Here is a 19,611-nt window from a genome sequence, read left to right on the forward strand (position 1 = left end):
GGATTATTTGTCTAGATAGCGCTGAGCTAGTTTGACCCAATAGCTCACGCCGATCGGAATTAAAGCGTCATTGAAGTCATAAGAGGGATTGTGTAGATGGCATGGTCCCATGCCATGCCCTACAGAGCGGTGATCCCCATCACCATTACCCAGAAACACATAGCATCCAGGCTTTTCAAGCAACATAAATGCAAAATCTTCTGCGCCCATAGTGGGGTCAATTGCTGTATCGACATTTTGCTTGCCCACTAATTCGCTCATCACTTCACTGGCAAATTCGACTTCAGCCTCATGATTGATTAGTGGTGGATAGTTTCGAGAAAAGATGATTTCTGCCTGGCAATCGAATGCGGTCGCAACATTATGGGAAATTTCTCGCAAGCGCTCTTCCATTAAATCGAGCACTTCAAGCGTAAAGGTTCTAATCGTGCCGCCAATGAAGGCACTATCCGGAATCACATTGCTAGTCTCGCCCGCATGAAATTGCGTCACTGATAGCACTGCGGCATCAACAGGGCGCTTGTTACGGGTGATGATGCTCTGTAATGCTAGTACTACTTGTGCGCCAGTGAGCACTGGGTCGGCACTATTGTGAGGAAGTGCGGCATGACCACCTTTGCCGGTGATAGTAATTTCAAAAGAATTGCTTGAGGCCATCATGGGGCCTGCTGTCACGCCAAAGTGACCTGCGGCTAAGCCCGGCCAGTTATGCAAACCAAAGACAGCATCGCAAGGAAATTGCTTAAAGAGTCCATCTTTGATCATTTCATTTGCACCAGCACCACCTTCTTCGGCGGGTTGGAAAATAAAAATGATGCTCCCCTTGAAGTCTCGGTGATTAGAAAGATATTGCGCAGCACCCAAAAGCATTGCAGTGTGACCATCATGTCCACAAGCATGCATCTTTCCAGCATTACGGGATGCGTGTGCAAAATTATTGTGCTCTTGTAAGGGCAGCGCATCCATATCAGCGCGCAAACCAATCATCTTGCCCGGGCCTAAGTCGCCATCTAAGCGACCCACGACACCGGTTTTCCCCATACCGCGGTAAACGGATATACCCCAGCTTGATAGCGCTTCAGCTACGAGATCAGCCGTGCGGTTCTCTTCGAAACGCAATTCTGGATGAGCATGAATATTGCGACGAATGTCTTGGATAGATTCTGCAGAATCCAGGATTTCAGGGAGTAAATGCATGCCTTCATCTTATCTGAAAGTCATTCCGCATGCACCTTTACACCGCTGTAAGGATGAATTTAAGGTGCTGGCAATCGAATATGCTGTGCTGCAAAATTAAGGGCTTCAATAGAGTAGGGTTGATTTTGTAGCTTTTGAAGATCTTTAGGTAATGTCGGAATGTGTCCTAAAAAAGGAGCGTGAATTCTAGATTGCAAGGTTTGAATATTTTCATTTAAGAACGGCATTTCAATTAATGGAGAATTTGCAATCCAACCAGCAATTGTTAATTTGCGAGATTGGATTGCCTCTAGAGTGAGCAGTGCGTGATTGATACAACCCAACTTCATGCCGACCACCAAAATGACTGGGAAACCAAGCTGCTGGGCAAAATCACCAAGATCCTCTTGATCATTGATCGGAGTTAAGAGCCCACCTGCACCCTCGACGACAACATAATCACATTGCTTTTGAACGACATGAAGCGCTTGCATGATGGTTTGCATCTCCAGCCGCAAGTTATCTTTAGCGGCCACTAAATGTGGGGCAGCGGGGGCATCCAGCACGTAAGGGCACAAAGTTAGATCACCTGGGGATAGCCTAGAGGCTAATCGAAGCGTTTCTAAATCTTCATTCAGAACTTGGCCATTTGAGTTTTTGAAGGTTCCTGCAACAACAGGCTTAAATCCAATTGCGTTAATGCCCTGATCACGCAGCTTCACAATGAGCGCGCCACTCACCAGGGTTTTGCCAACCTCCGTATCAGACCCAGTTACGAAAAAATTCATGCGATTACTCATGAAGATGCTTGCTCGATCACTGTTTGCTCGATTGAATTTAAAGTCTTCATGAGTTTTTGTAAATCTTCAAGACTGTGATTAGCTGAAAAGGTAATACGTAAGCGCGCACTACCAACCGGAACGGTTGGCGGACGTATTGCTGGAATCCAATAACCCGCTTCATCTAGCAATTTAGCTGCCAGTAGTGCATTGGCATTGCTACCAAGAACGACAGGTTGAATCGGCGTGCAAGATGGAACTTTTTGCCAGCTTGTGAACACCATTTCGTCTCGCCACATGTTGATTAATTGGCTTAGTTGGGTACGGCGTCGAGCACCTTCATCACTCTCAATAATTTCTAGGCTCTTTAGTAGGGCATGTGCAATGGCTGGCGGAGTTGCAGTGCTGTAAATATAGGGACGCCCTTTTTGTATCAGCCACTCTATAAAGGTGTCTTGAGCGCAAATGAATGCTCCACTGACGCCCGCAGCCTTACCTAGGGTGCCAATATAAATAATTCGATCGGAATGAATATTTTCCTGCTCCAAAATGCCGTGACCAGATTTACCTAGCACTCCAAAGCCATGCGCATCATCCACTAAGAGCAGAGCATCGTATTGCTCGGCAATTTTCAGCAGCTCTCTAACTGGTGCGAGGTCTCCATCCATACTAAAAACACCATCCGTTACGATGAGTTTTAGCGCCTTACTGTCTAGACTGAGTTGCTCAATCAGAGAGCTAAGGTCAGTGTGATCAAACAAGCTAACACTTGCGCTCGACTGAGCGCTTGCAAGGCGGACGCCATCAATCAAAGAGGCGTGATTGAGTTTGGCAGAGTAAATGCTCGCACCCTTTGGGGGTGCAAGTCGAATCAGGCCTGTAATTGCAGCAAGATTGGCTAAGTATCCAGTGCTAAAAAATAAGGCACGGGCTTGAGGAATATGCTCTTTTTGAAAAGTAGCTAATTTGTCTTCTAGTAATGCATGGGCAGCACTATGGCCACTAATTAAATGAGATGCGCCACTACCAACCCCATATTTTTCGGCGCCCTGCGCTAGCGTTTTTATAAGCTCGGGGTGGTTGGCAAGGCCTAAATAATCATTGCTACAAAATGCTTTAAGCTTCCTGTCGCCAACGATGGCATTGACATCACAAGGCGATTGAGTAGCACGTAAAGTGCGCTTTAGAAGTCGCGAGTCCAGCTCTTCAATCTGTTCTTGAGCCAGGTTTAGGGCTGTAAATACTTTTTTCATGCGAGAGTTTTCTCCAGCGCACTTTGAACTGCAGCACCCATTTGCTTTGTCTCGTCAGCAGACAAGATATAGGGCGGCATGACATAAATCGTATTGCCAATGGGTCTAATCAAAATGCCCTGAGTTAAGCCATTCGCAAACATCTCACGTGCAAAGAGGCTTGGGTTTTTGATGGCAGAAGTTTTGACATCAAAAGCCAAAATCATTCCTTGTTGGCGCCAATGCTCGATACGAGAATCTGCTTTTGCCCATGTAAAAGCATTTGCTAAATCTTGCGAGCGAAGACTATTTTTTTCTAAAACATGTTCAGTTTTAAAAATCTTTAAGCAAGCTAGAGCTGCAGCACAAGCTAATGGATTTCCAGTGTAAGAGTGGGAGTGAAGAAAGCCCTGTTGTGTTTGGTCGCTATAAAAAGCGCGATAGATAGAATCCGAAGTGAGGCAAAGAGAAAGCGGTAGATAGCCTCCGCTAATGCCTTTAGATAAGGTTAAAAAATCAGGCCAAATACCGGCATGCTCACAGGCAAAAAATCGACCGCTTCGGCCGCAGCCCACTGCAATCTCATCTGCTATCAGATGAACTTCATAGCGATTGCATAAATCTCTTGCCAGACGAAGATATTCAGGGGAATACATAGCCATTTGCCCCGCGCATTGCACCAAGGGTTCGATAATGATGGCAGCAATCTGTTTATGTTCTCTTTGAAGCAGTTGTTCAAGCTCACTGGCCGCATGTTGAGCAACTTGCTCTGCGCTCTCACCAATATTTGCCTTACGTGCATCAGGTGATGCAACGGTGAAAACATCCTGTAGTAGTGATCCGTAAGCCTCGCGGAAGATGGCAACGTCAGTGACTGCTAATGCCCCTAGTGTCTCTCCGTGATACCCATTTTCTAAGCAAACAAATTTTTTCTTTTGAGGTTTGCCCTTGAGTTGCCAAAAGTGGTGACTCATCTTTAAAGCAATCTCTACTGCAGAGGCACCATCAGAAGCATAGAAAGAGTGGCCTAAATTGCCGCCAGTTAGTGCGGAGAGTTTTTCAGACAACTCAACAACGGGAGCATGAGTAAAGCCTGCCAGCATCACATGCTCAATCTTTTCTAATTGATCGATGATGGCTTGATTGATTTGAGGATTGGAGTGGCCGAATAGATTTGTCCACCATGAACTAATGCAATCAAGCAGAGCATTTCCCTGCTCATCGTAAAGCCATGCACCCTTACCTTTGCTAATCCCCACCAGAGGAAAGGATTCATGGTGTTTCATCTGAGTGCAGGGGTGCCAAACGGCAGCGAGGCTGCGATCAACGAGACTGGGTTGATTTAAATCAGAAATATCCTTCATGTTTGATATTTGACCACTAGTTTTTCCAATTTCCGGCTTGTATCTGTTATGTTTATGCCTTGAATTGATCTATTTTCTGGAATTTGCCCATGTTGGACGCCCAAACTGTTGAAAAACCGCTTGCCTTAGTCAAATCTAAGGCAAATTTACGTAAAGAGGTCGATGCCTCTGGTGAATGGACGGTTGCGCAAATAGAGGCTTTATTTGACTTGCCTTTCAATGAATTAATGAGCAAAGCCCAAGAAACGCATAAGGCAAATTTCCCTGAGGGCGATGTCGAATTGGCAACATTGCTCTCCATCAAGACAGGCGGTTGTCCCGAGGACTGCGGTTACTGCCCACAGGCTGCCCGCTATGACACCGATGTCAAAGCAGAAAAACTCATGGGCTTGGAAGAGGTTTTAGAGGCTGCTAAAGCAGCTAAAGCAGCTGGCTCAAATCGTTTTTGCATGGGCGCCGCCTGGCGTGAGCCTAAGGATCGGGATATTGAAAAAGTCACTGCGATGATCAAAGGTGTCAAAGCCTTGGGTCTTGAGACTTGCGCTACCTTAGGCATGCTGGAGGCCGATCAAGCTCAGGCACTGCAAGAGGCTGGCCTGGATTTTTACAATCACAACCTAGATACGAGTGAAGACTTTTATCGTTCCGTGATCTCTACACGGGGCTATCAAGATCGTCTGGATACTATTTCAAACGTTCGTGCTGCAGGAATGTCTGTGTGCTGTGGCGGTATTGTGGGCATGGGGGAATCTCGTGAACAACGTGCTGCTTTCCTAGCTCGCCTAGCGAATCTCAGCCCCTATCCTGAGTCAGTGCCGATTAACCATCTCGTGCCAGTTGCAGGCACTCCCCTAGCCGATCAAAAGCCTTTAGACCCCTTGGAATTCGTGAGAACAATCGCTGTTGCCAGAATCACTATGCCCAAGGCACGTGTGCGCTTATCTGCTGGTAGACAAGAGCTGGGAAGATCTGTACAGGCCATGTGCTTTCTGGCTGGAGCCAATTCCATTTTCTATGGTGAGCAGTTACTCACAACCGGCAACCCTGAGGCAGAGCAAGATCGCGCACTCTTGGCAGAATTGGGGCTTAAGACCAAACAAAGTTGTAAAGCTGAGGTTTTGGTCTAATTTTTTCGGTTTATGGCCCTCATCGACCGTTTCATTATTGAATTTGACACTGCGCTGCGCTCGGTTGTGGGCGGGGCGAATGCGGGGCGGCCAACGCCTGGCTCAGAAGTGGGAGTAACGACAGCTCTTGATGCTGCTGAGCGAAAGCATGCTGCCGGCTTGATGCGCGTGAATCACGTTGGTGAGGTCTGTGCTCAAGCACTCTATCAATCACAAAAATTAGTTGCCAGAAATTCGCAAATTCAACAGATGCTAGATCACTCTGGTCAAGAAGAAATGGATCACTTGGCTTGGTGTGAAACACGTCTTAAAGAGTTAGGTTCGCACACGAGTTATCTCAATCCTTTTTGGTATGCCGGATCCTTTGCAATCGGCTTGGTGGCTGGCTTAGCGGGCGATCAATGGAGTTTAGGTTTTGTTGCAGAAACTGAAAAGCAAGTCGAGAATCATTTAGAAAGTCATCTCCAAAAGTTGCCCGAAACAGATCAACGTTCACGCGCTATTGTTGATCAAATGCGCATGGATGAAATTGCACATGGACAAGCAGCTTTGCATGCAGGCGGTGTTAGCTTGCCAGAGCCAATTCAGAAAATTATGCAAGCGATGTCAAAACTCATGACGACAACTGCTTACAAAATTTAAAATCAATCAAAGCAATTTCATTTAACGATTATTTTTTTAAAGTCATTTTTTAGAATACTGTTTTTAAATACAGTATATTTAGGCATTATCTGGCCTTATAGCTAAGACCTATTCTTAAGTATATTTTCCAAGCCATTGTTTCAAGTAGCTATTTTATTATCAGTATTTTCTCAGGACATGACGCTAAGTGTTTGTAAACACTAGAGAAATTCTCAAAAAAATCCCCAAAAACACTTGACCCCCCTAGCGTGATCCTCTAAAGTGGGAGGAAGTGTGAAAAAGTGGGGTAAATGGTGTTTCAAGGTGCGTCAGCTCTCAATTTGGATGCAAAAGGCAGGATGTCTATTCCCGCCAAGCATCGTGACGCCTTGTTGGTTCAAGGCGAGGGTCGAATCACGCTGACAAAACACCCTGATGGCTGCCTTTTGCTTTTTCCAAGGCCGGAGTGGGAAACCTTTAGAGCAAGGGTTGCGCAACTTCCGATGGATGCCCATTGGTGGCGCAGAATTTTTCTCGGTAATGCAGCTGAAATGGATCTTGATAGTGCAGGTCGCGTATTAGTAGGTCCAGAGTTGCGTGCAGCTGCAGGACTAGAAAAAGAAGTGATCTTGCTTGGTATGGGTAGTCATTTGGAATTGTGGGACGCAGCAACTTACGCTGCAAAAGAACAGGCTGCAATTGCACTAGGTATGCCTGAAGCACTCAAGCAATTTAATTTTTGATGACAGGGTGCTATGAACATAACTCATCGCCCAGTGTTACTGGCCGAGGCGGTGACGGCGCTAATCAGTGGTCCGCTCATTCAGAATCAAAACGCATCAGAAAATATTGTAGTGATCGATGGAACATTTGGGCGGGGTGGTCATACCCAGGCATTGCTCAAGCAGCTTCCTCCAACCGCGCGCATGATTTCTTTCGACAAGGATTTAGATGCGATCGCAGTTGCACAGACAATCCAAGATCCACGTTTAACGATCGTGCACGACAGCTTCGCACGGATGGATCAATATGCCCAAGCAGAATCGGTCGATGGAATTTTGTTAGATCTCGGAATCAGTTCTCCGCAGGTGGACGAAGCGCACCGTGGGTTTTCATTTCGTCGCGCAGGACCTCTCGATATGCGGATGAATACAGAGCAGGGCTTAACAGTGGCAGAGTGGTTAGAGCAGGCATCGCTCGAGGAGATCACTTACGTGATTAAGACTTACGGCGAAGAGCGTTTTGCATTTCAGATTGCTAAAGCTATTGTGGCTAAGCAAGAAGAGGGATTGTCACCAAAAACAACCACTGAATTGGCTGCACTAGTAGCTAGCGTGGTTCGCACACGCGAAGTTGGTCAAGATCCTGCAACCAGAACTTTCCAAGCCTTACGGATTTTTATTAATCGCGAATTGGAAGATTTGGAATTAGGCCTAAAGGCTGCTCTGCGTTTATTAAAGCCAGGAGCGAGACTAGCTGTCATTAGTTTTCACTCCTTAGAAGATCGCATTGTTAAACAATTCTTGCAATCCAACGCCAAAGTGGAAGTGCCACGTGGCCTTCCAGTGCGCGATAGAGATTTGCCACAAAGTGCCTTAGAAATTATTGCTAGGGTAAAGCCCAGCGACATTGAGATTTTAGAAAATCCGCGTGCACGCTCCGCAATTATGCGAGTAGCAGAAAAGCGTATCGGAGCATTTGCATGAATCGTGCAACTCTAACCTTGCTCGCTTTACTTTTAATTTGTGCACTCTCTTTGGTGGCAGCACAGCAACGAGCTCGAAAACTTTTCATCGCACAAGAGCGGGCTCAAATTGAAGAGCGCGCTTTGAAGCAAGAAGGATTGCGTTTGGAATACGAACAGCGCAACCTATCTAAATCTGCACGGATTCGTGATGTAGCACGCAATCAATTGCATATGTCCCCAATTTCTCCTGAGCGTACTCTGTATTTGAAGGAGGCTAAATGAGGCCGGTTGGTTTTTCTACTACTCCAAATTTAGTGCTGCGCCTGCCAATGTGGCGGTCACGCTTGATGCTATTTCTCTTGTTCTTTGTATTCATGTTGCTATTGCTGCGTGCATTTTGGATTCAAGGTCCGGGAAATGCGTTTTATGAAGCCAAGGGTGTACGTGGCACACAACGAGAGTTAGAGTTGCCTGCCAGTCGTGGCAAGATTTTGGATCGCAATGGTCAAGTCATTGCTACCAGTCTTGAGGCAAAGTCTGTGATTGCATACAACGATACAGTTCCCGATGATTTAGCAGCAGATAAAGTTCAAAAGCTTGCGAGCTTATTGCAAATGAGTGAAGCAGAATTGCGCAGGAAACTCAAAGAAGAACGCAAGCAGATTTTCCTAAAGCGTCAGGTTGAACCAGCTATTGCTCAACAAATTAAGCAGCTTGAAATACCTGGCATTGGTCTAAATAATGAATATCGTCGTTTCTATCCAGAAGGCGAGGCGATGGCGCATGTGGTGGGCTTTACCAATGTGGAAGATCGTGGCCAGGAGGGAATGGAGCTTTCCAGGGAGAAAGAACTTGCTGCACACCCTGGGCAAAGACGGGTAGTCATTGATCGTTTAGGTCGTGTTGTGGAAGATCTAGCAATTGAGCAATTGCCGCAAAACGGCAAAGACTTACAACTGTCGATTGATAGCAAGATTCAATATCTTGCCTATAACGCGGTAAAAGATGCTGTGATTGAGCATCATGCTAAAGCGGGCGGCGCAGTGGTCTTGGATACTCAGACTGGCGAAATTTTGGCTTTAGCAAATTACCCAAGCTACAACCCAAACGATCGCAGAAATCTGAGTGGTGAGCAACTCCGTAATCGTGTGATGACTGATACGTTTGAGCCTGGCTCAACAATGAAACCATTAACTGTTGCAATTGCCTTAGAAAAAGGTGCCGTTGCACCCAATACCAATATGGTGATTGGTGCGAAATATCTGGTTGGTCCAAAACCGATTACTGATACACATCCATATGGAAATCTCACGGTTGCTCAGATCATTCAAAAATCAAGCAATATTGGTACCGCAAAGATTGCAATGAATAATCTCTCACCAGAAGAGATGTGGGATTTTTATACTGCTGTAGGTTTGGGGCAGGCTCCAAAAATTGGTTTCCCTGGAGCAGTTGCAGGAACTGTCCATCCATTTAAGAAGTGGATGCCTACTGACCAGGCCCGTATCGCATTTGGATATGGTATTTCGGCATCGCTGTTTCAGGTGGCTCGTGCTTACACAGTGTTTGCGCGTGATGGCGAATTGGTACCCCTCACGATTGAGCGTAGCCCTGAATTTAAGCCAGGCACTCGAGTGCTTTCAGCAAAAACTGCTATTGAAATGCGCGGCATGATGGAGGCCGTAACCGAGCCTGGCGGCACAGCCGTGAAAGCGCAGACTGAGGGATATCGTGTTGGCGGTAAAACAGGTACTGCTCATAAGTTAGTAGGTAAGGGATATGGAAACTCGTACCGCGCTTATTTTGCTGGACTAGCACCGATTAGTGCGCCACGTATCGTGGTTGCAGTCATGATTGATGAACCCACTGGTGGAAGTCACTATGGTGGCGATGTCGCTGCACCGGTTTTTTCAACGATTGTTGGTGAAACACTGCGTACATTGAATGTGTTGCCAGACAACAAAGTGAAACAGATGGTTCTGGAGGATAAGAGTCCTGCAGAAATTCGTACTGCGAATGTGCAGACACAGCATGTGGCTTTGAAAAGATGAGGGCAGTAGTGAATATTGAGCCCAGTCTCTTAATTGATCGTTTGCATGAACTAGCGAAGAGCTCTGTAACAGTGAGTGCAGATAGTCGCCAGATTCAATCTGGCGATATCTTTTTTGCTTACCCAGTTGGTCATGGGTCTGTATTACGGGATAGCCGTCAATTTATTGAAGCGGCATTAAATGCTGGTGCAGCAGCAGTTGTATTTGATCCCCTGGATTTTGCTGAGCAGTATGCAGAGCATCCCCAATGTATTCCGGTTGAAAATCTTGCAGCTAAAGCGGGTGAAATTTGTGCGCAGTGGTATGGGCATCCAAGTCAGCAATTAAAAGTGATTGGGGTCACAGGTACTAATGGGAAAACGAGCATTACCCAATGGCTAGCCCAAGCACTGGATGGGGCTAATCACCGTACGGCAGTCTTGGGGACTTTGGGGACCGGCTTCCCAGGTGCGTTAGTTCAAACTGGCTACACCACACCCGATGCTCCCAAGTTACAAACTCAATTAAAAGAATTATTAGATGCTGGAGCCAAACAGGTGGCGATGGAAGTTTCATCGCATGCACTGGATCAAGGTCGAGTATCTGGAACCCAATTCAATTGCGCTGTGTTTACCAATTTGACACAAGATCATCTGGATTACCACGGCAGTATGGCTGATTATGCACAAGCTAAAGCCAAACTATTTCAGCAATCCAATTTAGAGCATGCAGTACTCAATTTTGATGATTCATTTGGCCGTGAATTGGCTATGAAACTTTTGGCTAAAGCTGAGACAAAAGTTTGGGCTTATGCCTTAAGTCAAAAAGCACTTGAAGGCTTTGAAAAGTTTGGCGATCGTTTGCAGCGAGTGTATGCAAAAGACATCATCTTGAATGGTGCTGGCTACGATGTTGTATTTGTATGTGAAAACCTTGGTCAAAGCGTACTGCATCTTCCATTGTTGGGTGAATTTAATGTAAGCAATGTACTGGCAGTTTGGACTGTATTACTCAGTCAAGGTTTGACTTGCGAAGAGGCTGGCAAAAGAATTTCCCAATTGCGTCCTGTTCCAGGCCGTATGGAGCTGATTGAATTGGGTAAACAGCAAAAGTCTGAGGGCTTAATGGTAGTCGTAGATTATGCCCACACACCAGATGCGCTCGAAAAGACATTAAAAGCATTAAGACCAATCGCTGAGCAGCGCGGTGGAAAAATTTGGTGTGTATTTGGTTGTGGTGGCGATCGTGATCTTGGTAAACGCCCACAAATGGGTGCTGTAGCTTATCAAACCGCAGATTACATTGTGATTACCAGCGATAACCCACGCTCTGAAGAGCCTCAGGCAATTATGGAAATGATTCGCTCTGGTATTGCTGCTGCTGCCGAGAATGTACAAATGGTTGAGGATCGGGCAGCTGCGATCATGGCCGCGGTACGCAATGCCTCTTCTAAAGATGTCGTTTTAGTAGCTGGCAAGGGTCATGAAACTACTCAAGAAATTCACGGTAAGAAATTTGACTTTTCTGATCAAGAGCATATTCGTCTAGCGGCTGGGGGATTGGTGTGATGTCGAGTATGACCACATTAGCTCAAGTACATGCAATGTTGCCTGGTAGCAAGTTGCTCAATATTTCTGAGGAAGATGCGCAAGCATTAAATATCTCTCGTGTTGGTACCGATAGCCGCCAAATTGAATCCGCAGAGTTATTTGTGGCTTTATCTGGCGAGCGCTTTGATGCGCATGATTTTTTAAGCGATGTTGCGCAGGCTGGCGCAGCTGGTGCATTAATTAGCAATACCGAAAAATGTCCTACAAATCTTTCCGCAGTTTGTGTTGCTGATACCCGCTTTGGCTTAGGCGAATTGGCGAAAGAATGGCGAAAAGCTCACCCGATCCCATTGGCAGTCGTTACTGGTAGCAATGGTAAGACTACGGTTAAAGAAATGATTGCCGCTATTTTTAAAGCTGCGGTAGGAGAAGGGCACACTTTAGTTACCAAAAGTAACCTCAATAATGAGATTGGGCTTCCTTTAACCTTACTCAAACTCAGATCAACAGATCGCCTTGCTGTGGTTGAGTTAGGTATGAACCATCCGGGTGAGACTGCCCAATTAGCAGCGATTGCTCAGGCCAATATTGCATTAATTAATAATGCGCAGCGTGAACATCAAGAGTTCATGGCAACAGTGGCGGCAGTAGCACAAGAGCATTCTGATGCCATAAAGGCCTTGCCAAAAGACGGCGTTGCAGTCTTTCCCGCAGATTCGGAGTTCACTCCAGTTTGGCAAGCGGCTGCGGCGGGTCGCAAAGTCATTGATTTCGTTTTACAGTCTGGCAATACAAAGACTCAAGCCGGTGTTAAGGGAATGCTCTTGAATAACGGCCATGTCCAAGTGGAAACTGAACTAGGCTCTATTGAAGTTCAATTAAATACACTCGGTAGCCACAATGTCCGCAATGCTTTGGCTGCAAGCGCAGTAGCAATAGCAGCAGGCATCAGCCTTGAAAAAATTAAAGAAGGTCTCGAAGCGTTTGTTCCAGTGAGCGGGCGCATGCAGACCAAGAAAATTGATTCGCATTACACCCTAATTGATGATAGCTATAACGCTAATCCAGATTCAGTGAGAGCAGCGATTGATGCTTTAAAGCAGTCCGGACATATAGCTTGGTTAATTTTGGGTGATATGGGTGAGGTAGGCAATCAAGGACCTGAGTTTCATCGTGAGGTTGGTGCCTATGCTGCTGAGCAGGGCATTGCTCAGTTATTTGCCTTGGGTGAGCAATGTCAATTTGCTATCAAAGGATTTGACGAGGCCAAGAAAAACAGTCAATTTGAGAAGAGTGCCCAACATTTCTCAGATGTGGATAGCTTGATTGCGCAATTGAGGGGCGCCCTTCAAGCCAAGTCAAATTCGAGCAATTCACATATTCATATATTGGTTAAAGGTTCCCGTTTTATGCGCATGGAGCGTGTAGTGCAAGCCTTATTAGAGGAGGCTAAAACATGCTCTTAATTTTGGCGCAATGGCTCCAAGACGACTACGGCTTTTTGCGAGTCTTTAACTACATCACCTTTAGAGCAGTGATGGCAACCGTTACTGCTTTGTTGATTGGTTTGGCTGCTGGTCCGTGGGTCATTCGTAAATTAAGCGCTTTAAAGATGGGTCAGGCAGTCCGTACCGATGGACCACAAACACATTTAGTGAAATCCGGTACTCCAACCATGGGTGGTGTATTGATCCTGATTGGTATTTTTGTTTCTTGCATGTTGTGGGCTGATTTAAGCAATCGTTTTATCTGGATTGTGATGATTGTTACTTTTGGATTTGGAGCAATTGGTTGGGTTGATGATTATCGTAAGGTTGTGCGCAAAGATCCCAATGGTATGGCCTCAAGAGAAAAGTTCTTTTGGCAGACCTTGATTGGTTTATTTGCAGCAATTTATTTGGCGTTCTCAGTTTCTGAGGCAAATAACCTCAAAGTATTGCAATTGTTTTATGAATGGCTCCAAAGCGGTTTTGCACTAGACCTTCCAGCAAAAACTAATTTGCTAATCCCTTTCATGAAAGAAGTGAGCTATCCATTGGGAATGATGGGCTTCATCATTTTGAGCTACTTGGTGATGGTGGGTAGTAGTAATGCCGTTAACCTCACTGATGGACTAGACGGCCTAGTCATCATGCCGGTCATTTTGGTCGGTGCAGCACTGGGTGCATTTGCCTATGTGATGGGTAATGCCATTTACGCTAAATATTTACTATTTCCATACATCCCAGGCGCTGGAGAGTTGCTGATCTTTTGTGGCGCGATGGGCGGTGCTGGTTTGGCTTTCCTCTGGTACAACACGCATCCTGCGCAAGTATTTATGGGTGATGTTGGAGCGCTGGCCCTGGGCGGCGCACTCGGAACAATTGCAGTCATTGTTCGTCAAGAGATCGTACTTTTTGTAATGGGCGGAATCTTTGTTGCAGAAACCGTTTCAGTAATGTTGCAAGTGGTTTGGTTTAAGTTGACTAAAAAATATTGTGGCGAGGGACGGCGTATTTTCCGTATGGCACCCTTGCACCATCATTTTGAATTGGGTGGTTGGAAAGAAACTCAAGTGGTAGTGCGCTTCTGGATTATCACCATTCTCTTAGTATTAATTGGTTTATCTAGCTTGAAATTACGGTGAGCCACAAGTCAATATGTTGAATATAGAAAATACTTTCGCTAACCCAGCCTTAATATCTGATTCAGCTTATCAGGCACCTCATCGCTTTTTGATTTTAGGTTTAGGTGAATCAGGTGTTGCCATGGCGAAGTGGTGTTTGCGCAATGGCGCTGCAGTACGGCTGGCAGATACACGCGAACCAACAAATTTGACCGAGCGTCAGAATGCTTGGTTAGATGAATTAAAGATTGCAGGTCTGAAAGATATTCAGTTTGGAGCATTCACTGATGAGTTGCTGGTAGATATTGACGTGATTGGTATTAGTCCTGGCTTATCACCGATTCAAGAGCCAATCCAATCCTTTTTGATCAAAGCTAGAAAAGCCAGAATCGATGTTTGGAGCGAGATTGAATTTTTTGCTCGCGCTATGGCGAGTTTGGATCGCATGGCGCAATTAATGGAGTCAACTTATTCCAGTTCAGTCTTAGCAGTTACAGGTACCAATGGCAAAACGACGACTACCGCATTAACTGGTCAACTCTGTGAGCGCGCTGGTAAGAAGGTTGCAGTAGCTGGGAATATCAGTCCTGCCGCTCTTGATAAGTTGATGGATTGTTTAAATGGAGCAGATCAGATTGAGGATATGCCAGATATTTGGGTGCTCGAGTTATCTAGCTTCCAGCTGGTCTATACCAACACCCTAAATCCTACTGCTGCCACTGTTTTAAATCTATCGCAAGATCACTTAGATTGGCATGGTGATATGTCCTCATATGCAGATGCAAAAGCCAAGATATTTGGTGCCGACACCGTTTGCATTTTGAACCGCGATGATTCTCTAGTGATGAATTTGCTTTCGGATGAGCAAAGGGCAGAAAAATCGATCGTGACTTTTGGATCTAATCGCCCAGATGAACAAGGTGCTTTTGGTATTGAGCATGACTTGCGCGCGGGCGGTATTGATTGGTTGGTATGGGCTGAGATAGATGAAGATCTTGAGCCTAAACCAAAGCGCCGTCGGAAGTCTGCTGAGATTACAGAAGATGAGCCATTGCGCTTAAAGCGTTTAATCCCTGCTGATGCATTACGTATTCGGGGTCGTCATAACGCATTAAATGCCCTGGCTGCACTTGCTTTAGCCCGAGCTGCTAATTTGCCAATGAGTGTGTTGTTGCATGGTCTTCGTGACTACCATGGCGAACCACATCGTGTTCAAAGTATTGCGATTGTGAACGACGTTGAATATGTGGATGATAGTAAGGGTACAAATGTCGGCGCCACTGTTGCGGCCTTAAACGGTTTGGGTAGTAACGAGTCTGGTAAACGAATTTGGTTAATTGCTGGTGGTGATGGTAAGGGGCAAGATTTCAGCCCATTGCGTGAGCCAGCCTTACGTTTCGTAAAAGGCGTTTTCCTGATTGGAAAAGATGGCCCTACCATTGGCGAATCTTTAGGTGGCGACATTCCTTGCACATTAAGTGGCAACTTAGAGGCTGCTGTAAAAGCTGCTGCACAACAAGCTCAGTCTGGTGATCTCGTTTTACTGTCACCTGCATGTGCAAGTTTGGATCAATTTAAAGATTATGTTGCTCGTGCACAGGTCTTTGCTGCAGAAGTCGAAGAGTTGGGAATGCGTTTCGAAGGAGTTCAGGCATGAATTTAAAAGAAAAATTCTTTCCAGAAAATCGTTTGAGCCTAGATCGCTTCTGGAATTTTTCTAGAGGTGGAATTGATAACTTCCGCACCGGCTTAAGAGATGCAGTGTCTGGTGTAGAGCAAACTCGCTCACGCATGATGGAGTATGACCAGTTGTTGGTTTGGGCCGTTCTCTCCCTGGCCTTAATTGGCTTAGTCATGGTCTATTCAGCCTCAATTACATTGGCTGACGGCCCTAAGTATGCCAATTACAGCAGCAACTTTTTCCTCATTCGTCACGTAATCTCTTTAGTGATTGCAATTGGAGTTGGCATCTGGGTATTTAAGATTCCAACCAAAGTGTGGGATCGATATTCACCAGTGATTTTTGGCATCACAGTGCTACTGCTAATCGCCGTACTTATTCCAGGCATTGGTAAGGGCGTCAACGGCGCTAGACGTTGGATTCCATTGGGATTAATGAACTTCCAACCTTCGGAGTTAATGAAATTTGCAGCAGTCATTTTTGCTGCTAGCTATACAGTGCGTCGTCAAGAATATTTACATTCCTTCTCTAAGGGAATGTTGCCTATGGGTATTGCAGTTGCTTTAGTGGGTGGCCTTTTGATGAAAGAGCCTGATATGGGTGCTTTCATCGTGATTGCCATCATCGCTTTTGGCATTCTATTTTTGGGCGGTATCAATGCCAAATTATTTGGGGGCCTAGTAGCGGTTGGAATTGCCAGTGCTGTCACCATCATCGCACTATCACCATTTAGGCAAAAAAGGATCATGGCATTTGTGGATCCTTGGCAAGTTGATAACGCAGCCAATAAGGGCTATCAGTTAACTCACTCCTTGATGGCATTTGGTCGCGGGGAATGGTTTGGTTTGGGGCTTGGAGGCAGTGTTGAGAAATTGCATTACTTACCTGAGGCTCATACCGACTTCATTATGGCGGTGATTGGTGAAGAGCTTGGGTTTGTTGGCGTGCTCGTCATGATTTTCTTGTTCTATTGGGTGGTTCGTCGTGCCTTCTTAATTGGCCGAACTGCTTTGCAGTTGGATCGTAGCTTTGCTGGACTGGCTGCAAAGGGTGTGGCGATTTGGATCGGTTGGCAGGCCTTTATTAATATGGGTGTGAACTTGGGTTTACTTCCAACTAAAGGTTTGACTTTGCCCTTAGTCAGTTACGGTGGCTCAGGTATTTTGATGAATGCAGTAGCAATTGCAATGCTGTTGCGCATTGATTATGAAAATCGCGTTTTGATGCGTGGAGGGAAGCTGTGACAAGACCCTCAATTTTGGTGATGGCAGGTGGTACTGGTGGGCATATATTCCCAGGCCTGGCTGTCGCTGAATATTTACGGGTCTGCGGTTGGAACGTGTCGTGGCTAGGAAATCAAAGCGGTATGGAATACCGCCTAGTGAAGTCTTGCGATTTTCCATTTGAAGCCATTGAGTTTGGAGGATTGCGCGGCAAAGGACTAAAGCCTAAGTTAATGCTACCAATCAACTTAATGCGCGCTTGCTTCCAGAGTTGGAAAATTATGCGTCGCATTAAACCCTCGGTTGTATTAGGTATGGGTGGTTACATTACCTTTCCAGGCGGTTTAGTAAGTAAGTTATTAAAGCGCCCTCTCGTGCTGCATGAGTCAAATTCTGTTGCTGGTAGCGCTAATCGTGCGCTTGCCAAAATAGCAATGCGGACCTTAACGGGATTCCCAAATACGATGAATGGTGCAGAGTGGGTGGGCAATCCGATCCGCGAAGAATTTGAACATGTCGCTCCAACGGCTGCCCGCTACGATCAACGTCAAGGCCCTCTATCTATTTTGGTGGTTGGAGGCAGTTTAGGGGCAGCAGTACTGAATGAAACGATCCCTGCAGCCTTGGCGCTAATCTCAAAAGACGCACGTCCTTTGGTTATTCACCAAGCTGGCGACAAACACCTTGCGGATTTACAAAAGCACTACGCAGATATGGGTGTGACAGCAGATATACGTCCATTTATTGAAGATATGCCAACCGCTTACGCACAGGCAGATCTGGTGATTTGTCGTGCTGGCGCCATGACGGTAGCCGAGGTTGCCGCATGTGGGGTTGCTGCATGTTTTATTCCATTTCCATTTGCAATTGACGATCATCAAACAGCAAATGCAAAGTTTTTGGCTGATGCAAACGCTGCAATATTGTTGCCCCAGAAAAATCTGAATTCACAAGATTTAGCACTCATGCTGCAAAACTTGAACCGTGAAGATTTAAAAGAAATGGCTTTGCGGGCACACGCTTTAGCTAAGCCAAACGCAACTCAACGAGTGGCTGAGGTTTGTGCAGATTGTGCGGGGGTGGGCGTATGAAACATATTGTTCAGCAAATCCATTTCATTGGTATTGGTGGTGCCGGTATGAGTGGCATTGCAGAAGTACTCTTGAACCTCGGTTATCAAGTGTCTGGATCAGATTTAGCTGAGGGCGCGGTAACCAAGCGCCTTGAAGAATTGGGTGCTGTTATTCACATTGGGCACGATCCTAAAAATATTGGTACTGCTGAGGCTGTTGTGATTTCAACAGCTGTTGCTGGTAATAACCCAGAAGTGTTGGCAGCGCGTGCGGCGAAGATTCCGGTGATTCAGCGCGCAGTCATGTTAGGCGAGTTGATGCGCTTGAAGCAAGGCATTGCGATTGCTGGCACACACGGTAAAACTACAACAACGAGTTTGGTCGCATCCGTATTAGCAGAGGGTGGTTTAGATCCAACGTTTGTGATTGGCGGTAAGCTCAATTCTGCAGGTGCTAATGCGCGCTTAGGGCGCGGTGATTTCATTGTGGTTGAGGCTGATGAATCAGACGCCTCTTTCTTACAGCTTTTTCCAGCAATGGAAGTGGTGACTAATATCGATGCTGATCATATGGATACTTACCAGCACGATATGGCTAGGTTGAAGCAGGCCTTTGTGCAATTTATCCAGCGTATGCCTTTCTATGGTGTAGCAGTTTTGTGTATTGATGATGCTAATGTGCGAGATATTATTCCGTTTGTATCTCAGCCAGTCTTGCGGTATGGTCTTTCAGAGGATGCAGACATTCGGGCGAGCAATGTGCGTGCTGATGGAACATGCATGCACTTTACCGTAGAGCGTCGCACTGTTCGTAGGCATGGCAATAAGCCAGGCCCTCTCGAGGTAACACTGAATTTGCCGGGCTTGCATAATGTCCGTAATGCCCTGGCTGCTATTGGAATTGCTACTGAGCTTGGTGTTGGTGATGAAGCAATCACAAAGGCGCTCTCTGAATTTAGTGGTGTTGGCCGACGTTTCCAGCGTTATGGCGATATTGCACTTAGCTCTGGCGGCAGCTTTACCTTAATTGATGACTATGGTCATCACCCAGTTGAGATGGCGGCAACTTTAGCAGCTGCACGGGGTGCTTTTCCTGAGCGTCGCTTGGTCTTAGCATTTCAGCCACATCGCTTTACAAGAACGCGGGATTGCTTCGGTGAGTTTGTCCAAGTCTTGAGAAATTTTGATGCTTTGGTATTAACTGAGGTATATCCTGCTGGCGAAGCAAAAATTCCTGGGGCAGATGGTAAGAGTTTGATGAAGGCTGCTCTTACAGAAGATAAAAACGCTAAACACCCCTTAAATTCTGCTGCAACTATTTATGCGGCAAGTATTGCCGAGATGCCAGAAAAACTTAGCCAAGTCCTGAAGGATGGCGATGTCTTAATTACGATGGGCGCAGGTTCTATCTCTGCTTTGCCACACTCTTTAGTGGAGGCAAAAAGTGTCTAAGTCTGAAATGGG

17 protein-coding genes are annotated in these 19,611 nt (G+C 46.0%); 13 read left to right on the plus strand and 4 right to left on the minus strand.

Annotated elements, in window-relative coordinates; all coding sequences use genetic code 11:
- Positions 1-3 precede the first annotated feature (3 nt).
- Genes C2757_RS00805 through bioA form a run of 4 tightly spaced genes read right to left on the minus strand, consistent with a single transcriptional unit; the run spans position 4 to position 4,551 of the window.
- Entirely contained in the window at positions 4-1,197 is a 1,194-nt protein-coding gene (locus tag C2757_RS00805) for a M20 aminoacylase family protein (RefSeq protein ID WP_215374888.1), read from the minus strand.
- 59 nt (positions 1,198-1,256) lie between these two features.
- Positions 1,257-1,964, minus strand: a complete 708-nt coding sequence (bioD, locus tag C2757_RS00810; RefSeq protein ID WP_251366757.1) for a dethiobiotin synthase — start codon at positions 1,962-1,964, stop codon at positions 1,257-1,259.
- 8 nt (positions 1,965-1,972) lie between these two features.
- Positions 1,973-3,208, minus strand: a complete 1,236-nt coding sequence (bioF, locus tag C2757_RS00815; protein WP_215374894.1) for an 8-amino-7-oxononanoate synthase — start codon at positions 3,206-3,208, stop codon at positions 1,973-1,975.
- Positions 3,205-4,551 carry an adenosylmethionine--8-amino-7-oxononanoate transaminase gene (gene bioA, locus C2757_RS00820; RefSeq protein WP_215374897.1) on the minus strand — a complete coding sequence of 449 codons (1,347 nt, stop codon included), beginning with the start codon at positions 4,549-4,551 and terminating at the stop codon, positions 3,205-3,207. Before bioA ends, bioF begins: the two co-directional genes overlap by 4 nt.
- Positions 4,552-4,640: 89 nt before the next feature.
- Between bioA and bioB the strand changes: the two genes are divergently transcribed.
- The 13 genes from bioB (at position 4,641) to murC (ending at position 19,599) form a co-directional block, all read left to right on the plus strand.
- Positions 4,641-5,678, plus strand: coding sequence for a biotin synthase BioB (gene bioB / locus C2757_RS00825; RefSeq protein WP_215374900.1), 1,038 nt, complete (start codon positions 4,641-4,643; stop codon positions 5,676-5,678).
- 12 nt (positions 5,679-5,690) lie between these two features.
- On the plus strand, positions 5,691-6,320 hold the full coding sequence (gene coq7 / locus C2757_RS00830) for a 2-polyprenyl-3-methyl-6-methoxy-1,4-benzoquinone monooxygenase (protein WP_215374902.1): 630 nt from the start codon (positions 5,691-5,693) through the stop codon (positions 6,318-6,320).
- 293 nt (positions 6,321-6,613) lie between these two features.
- Positions 6,614-7,042: a division/cell wall cluster transcriptional repressor MraZ gene (mraZ, locus tag C2757_RS00835; RefSeq protein WP_215376719.1), complete on the plus strand. Its 429-nt coding sequence runs from the start codon at positions 6,614-6,616 to the stop codon at positions 7,040-7,042.
- 12 nt (positions 7,043-7,054) lie between these two features.
- Positions 7,055-8,005: a 16S rRNA (cytosine(1402)-N(4))-methyltransferase RsmH gene (rsmH, locus tag C2757_RS00840; RefSeq protein ID WP_215374905.1), complete on the plus strand. Its 951-nt coding sequence runs from the start codon at positions 7,055-7,057 to the stop codon at positions 8,003-8,005.
- Positions 8,002-8,268, plus strand: a complete 267-nt coding sequence (gene ftsL, locus C2757_RS00845) for a cell division protein FtsL (RefSeq protein ID WP_215374908.1) — start codon at positions 8,002-8,004, stop codon at positions 8,266-8,268. Before rsmH ends, ftsL begins: the two co-directional genes overlap by 4 nt.
- Positions 8,265-10,037, plus strand: a complete 1,773-nt coding sequence (locus C2757_RS00850; RefSeq protein WP_215374911.1) for a penicillin-binding protein 2 — start codon at positions 8,265-8,267, stop codon at positions 10,035-10,037. Before ftsL ends, C2757_RS00850 begins: the two co-directional genes overlap by 4 nt.
- A complete protein-coding gene (locus C2757_RS00855; protein ID WP_215374915.1) occupies positions 10,034-11,584 on the plus strand; it encodes a UDP-N-acetylmuramoyl-L-alanyl-D-glutamate--2,6-diaminopimelate ligase in 1,551 nt (516 codons plus the stop codon). Before C2757_RS00850 ends, C2757_RS00855 begins: the two co-directional genes overlap by 4 nt.
- Complete coding sequence (gene murF / locus C2757_RS00860) at positions 11,584-13,032, plus strand: UDP-N-acetylmuramoyl-tripeptide--D-alanyl-D-alanine ligase (protein ID WP_215374918.1); 1,449 nt, start codon at positions 11,584-11,586, stop codon at positions 13,030-13,032. Before C2757_RS00855 ends, murF begins: the two co-directional genes overlap by 1 nt.
- Complete coding sequence (mraY, locus tag C2757_RS00865; protein WP_215374921.1) at positions 13,023-14,192, plus strand: phospho-N-acetylmuramoyl-pentapeptide-transferase; 1,170 nt, start codon at positions 13,023-13,025, stop codon at positions 14,190-14,192. Before murF ends, mraY begins: the two co-directional genes overlap by 10 nt.
- Before the next feature lie 13 nt (positions 14,193-14,205).
- Positions 14,206-15,828, plus strand: coding sequence for a UDP-N-acetylmuramoyl-L-alanine--D-glutamate ligase (gene murD, locus C2757_RS00870; protein WP_215374923.1), 1,623 nt, complete (start codon positions 14,206-14,208; stop codon positions 15,826-15,828).
- Positions 15,825-17,096 (plus strand): putative lipid II flippase FtsW, encoded by a 1,272-nt coding sequence (gene ftsW, locus C2757_RS00875; protein ID WP_215374926.1) that lies wholly within the window; start codon positions 15,825-15,827, stop codon positions 17,094-17,096. Before murD ends, ftsW begins: the two co-directional genes overlap by 4 nt.
- The gene (gene murG / locus C2757_RS00880) at positions 17,093-18,166 is read left to right on the plus strand and encodes an undecaprenyldiphospho-muramoylpentapeptide beta-N-acetylglucosaminyltransferase (protein WP_251366758.1); all 1,074 of its coding nucleotides are present in this window, start codon (positions 17,093-17,095) and stop codon (positions 18,164-18,166) included. The genes ftsW and murG overlap by 4 nt, the downstream gene beginning before the upstream one ends.
- Positions 18,163-19,599, plus strand: a complete 1,437-nt coding sequence (murC, locus tag C2757_RS00885; RefSeq protein ID WP_215374929.1) for a UDP-N-acetylmuramate--L-alanine ligase — start codon at positions 18,163-18,165, stop codon at positions 19,597-19,599. Before murG ends, murC begins: the two co-directional genes overlap by 4 nt.
- Positions 19,600-19,611 lie beyond the last annotated feature (12 nt).

This window comes from Polynucleobacter sp. MWH-Svant-W18 (assembly GCF_018687495.1).
Lineage (GTDB): Bacteria > Pseudomonadota > Gammaproteobacteria > Burkholderiales > Burkholderiaceae > Polynucleobacter.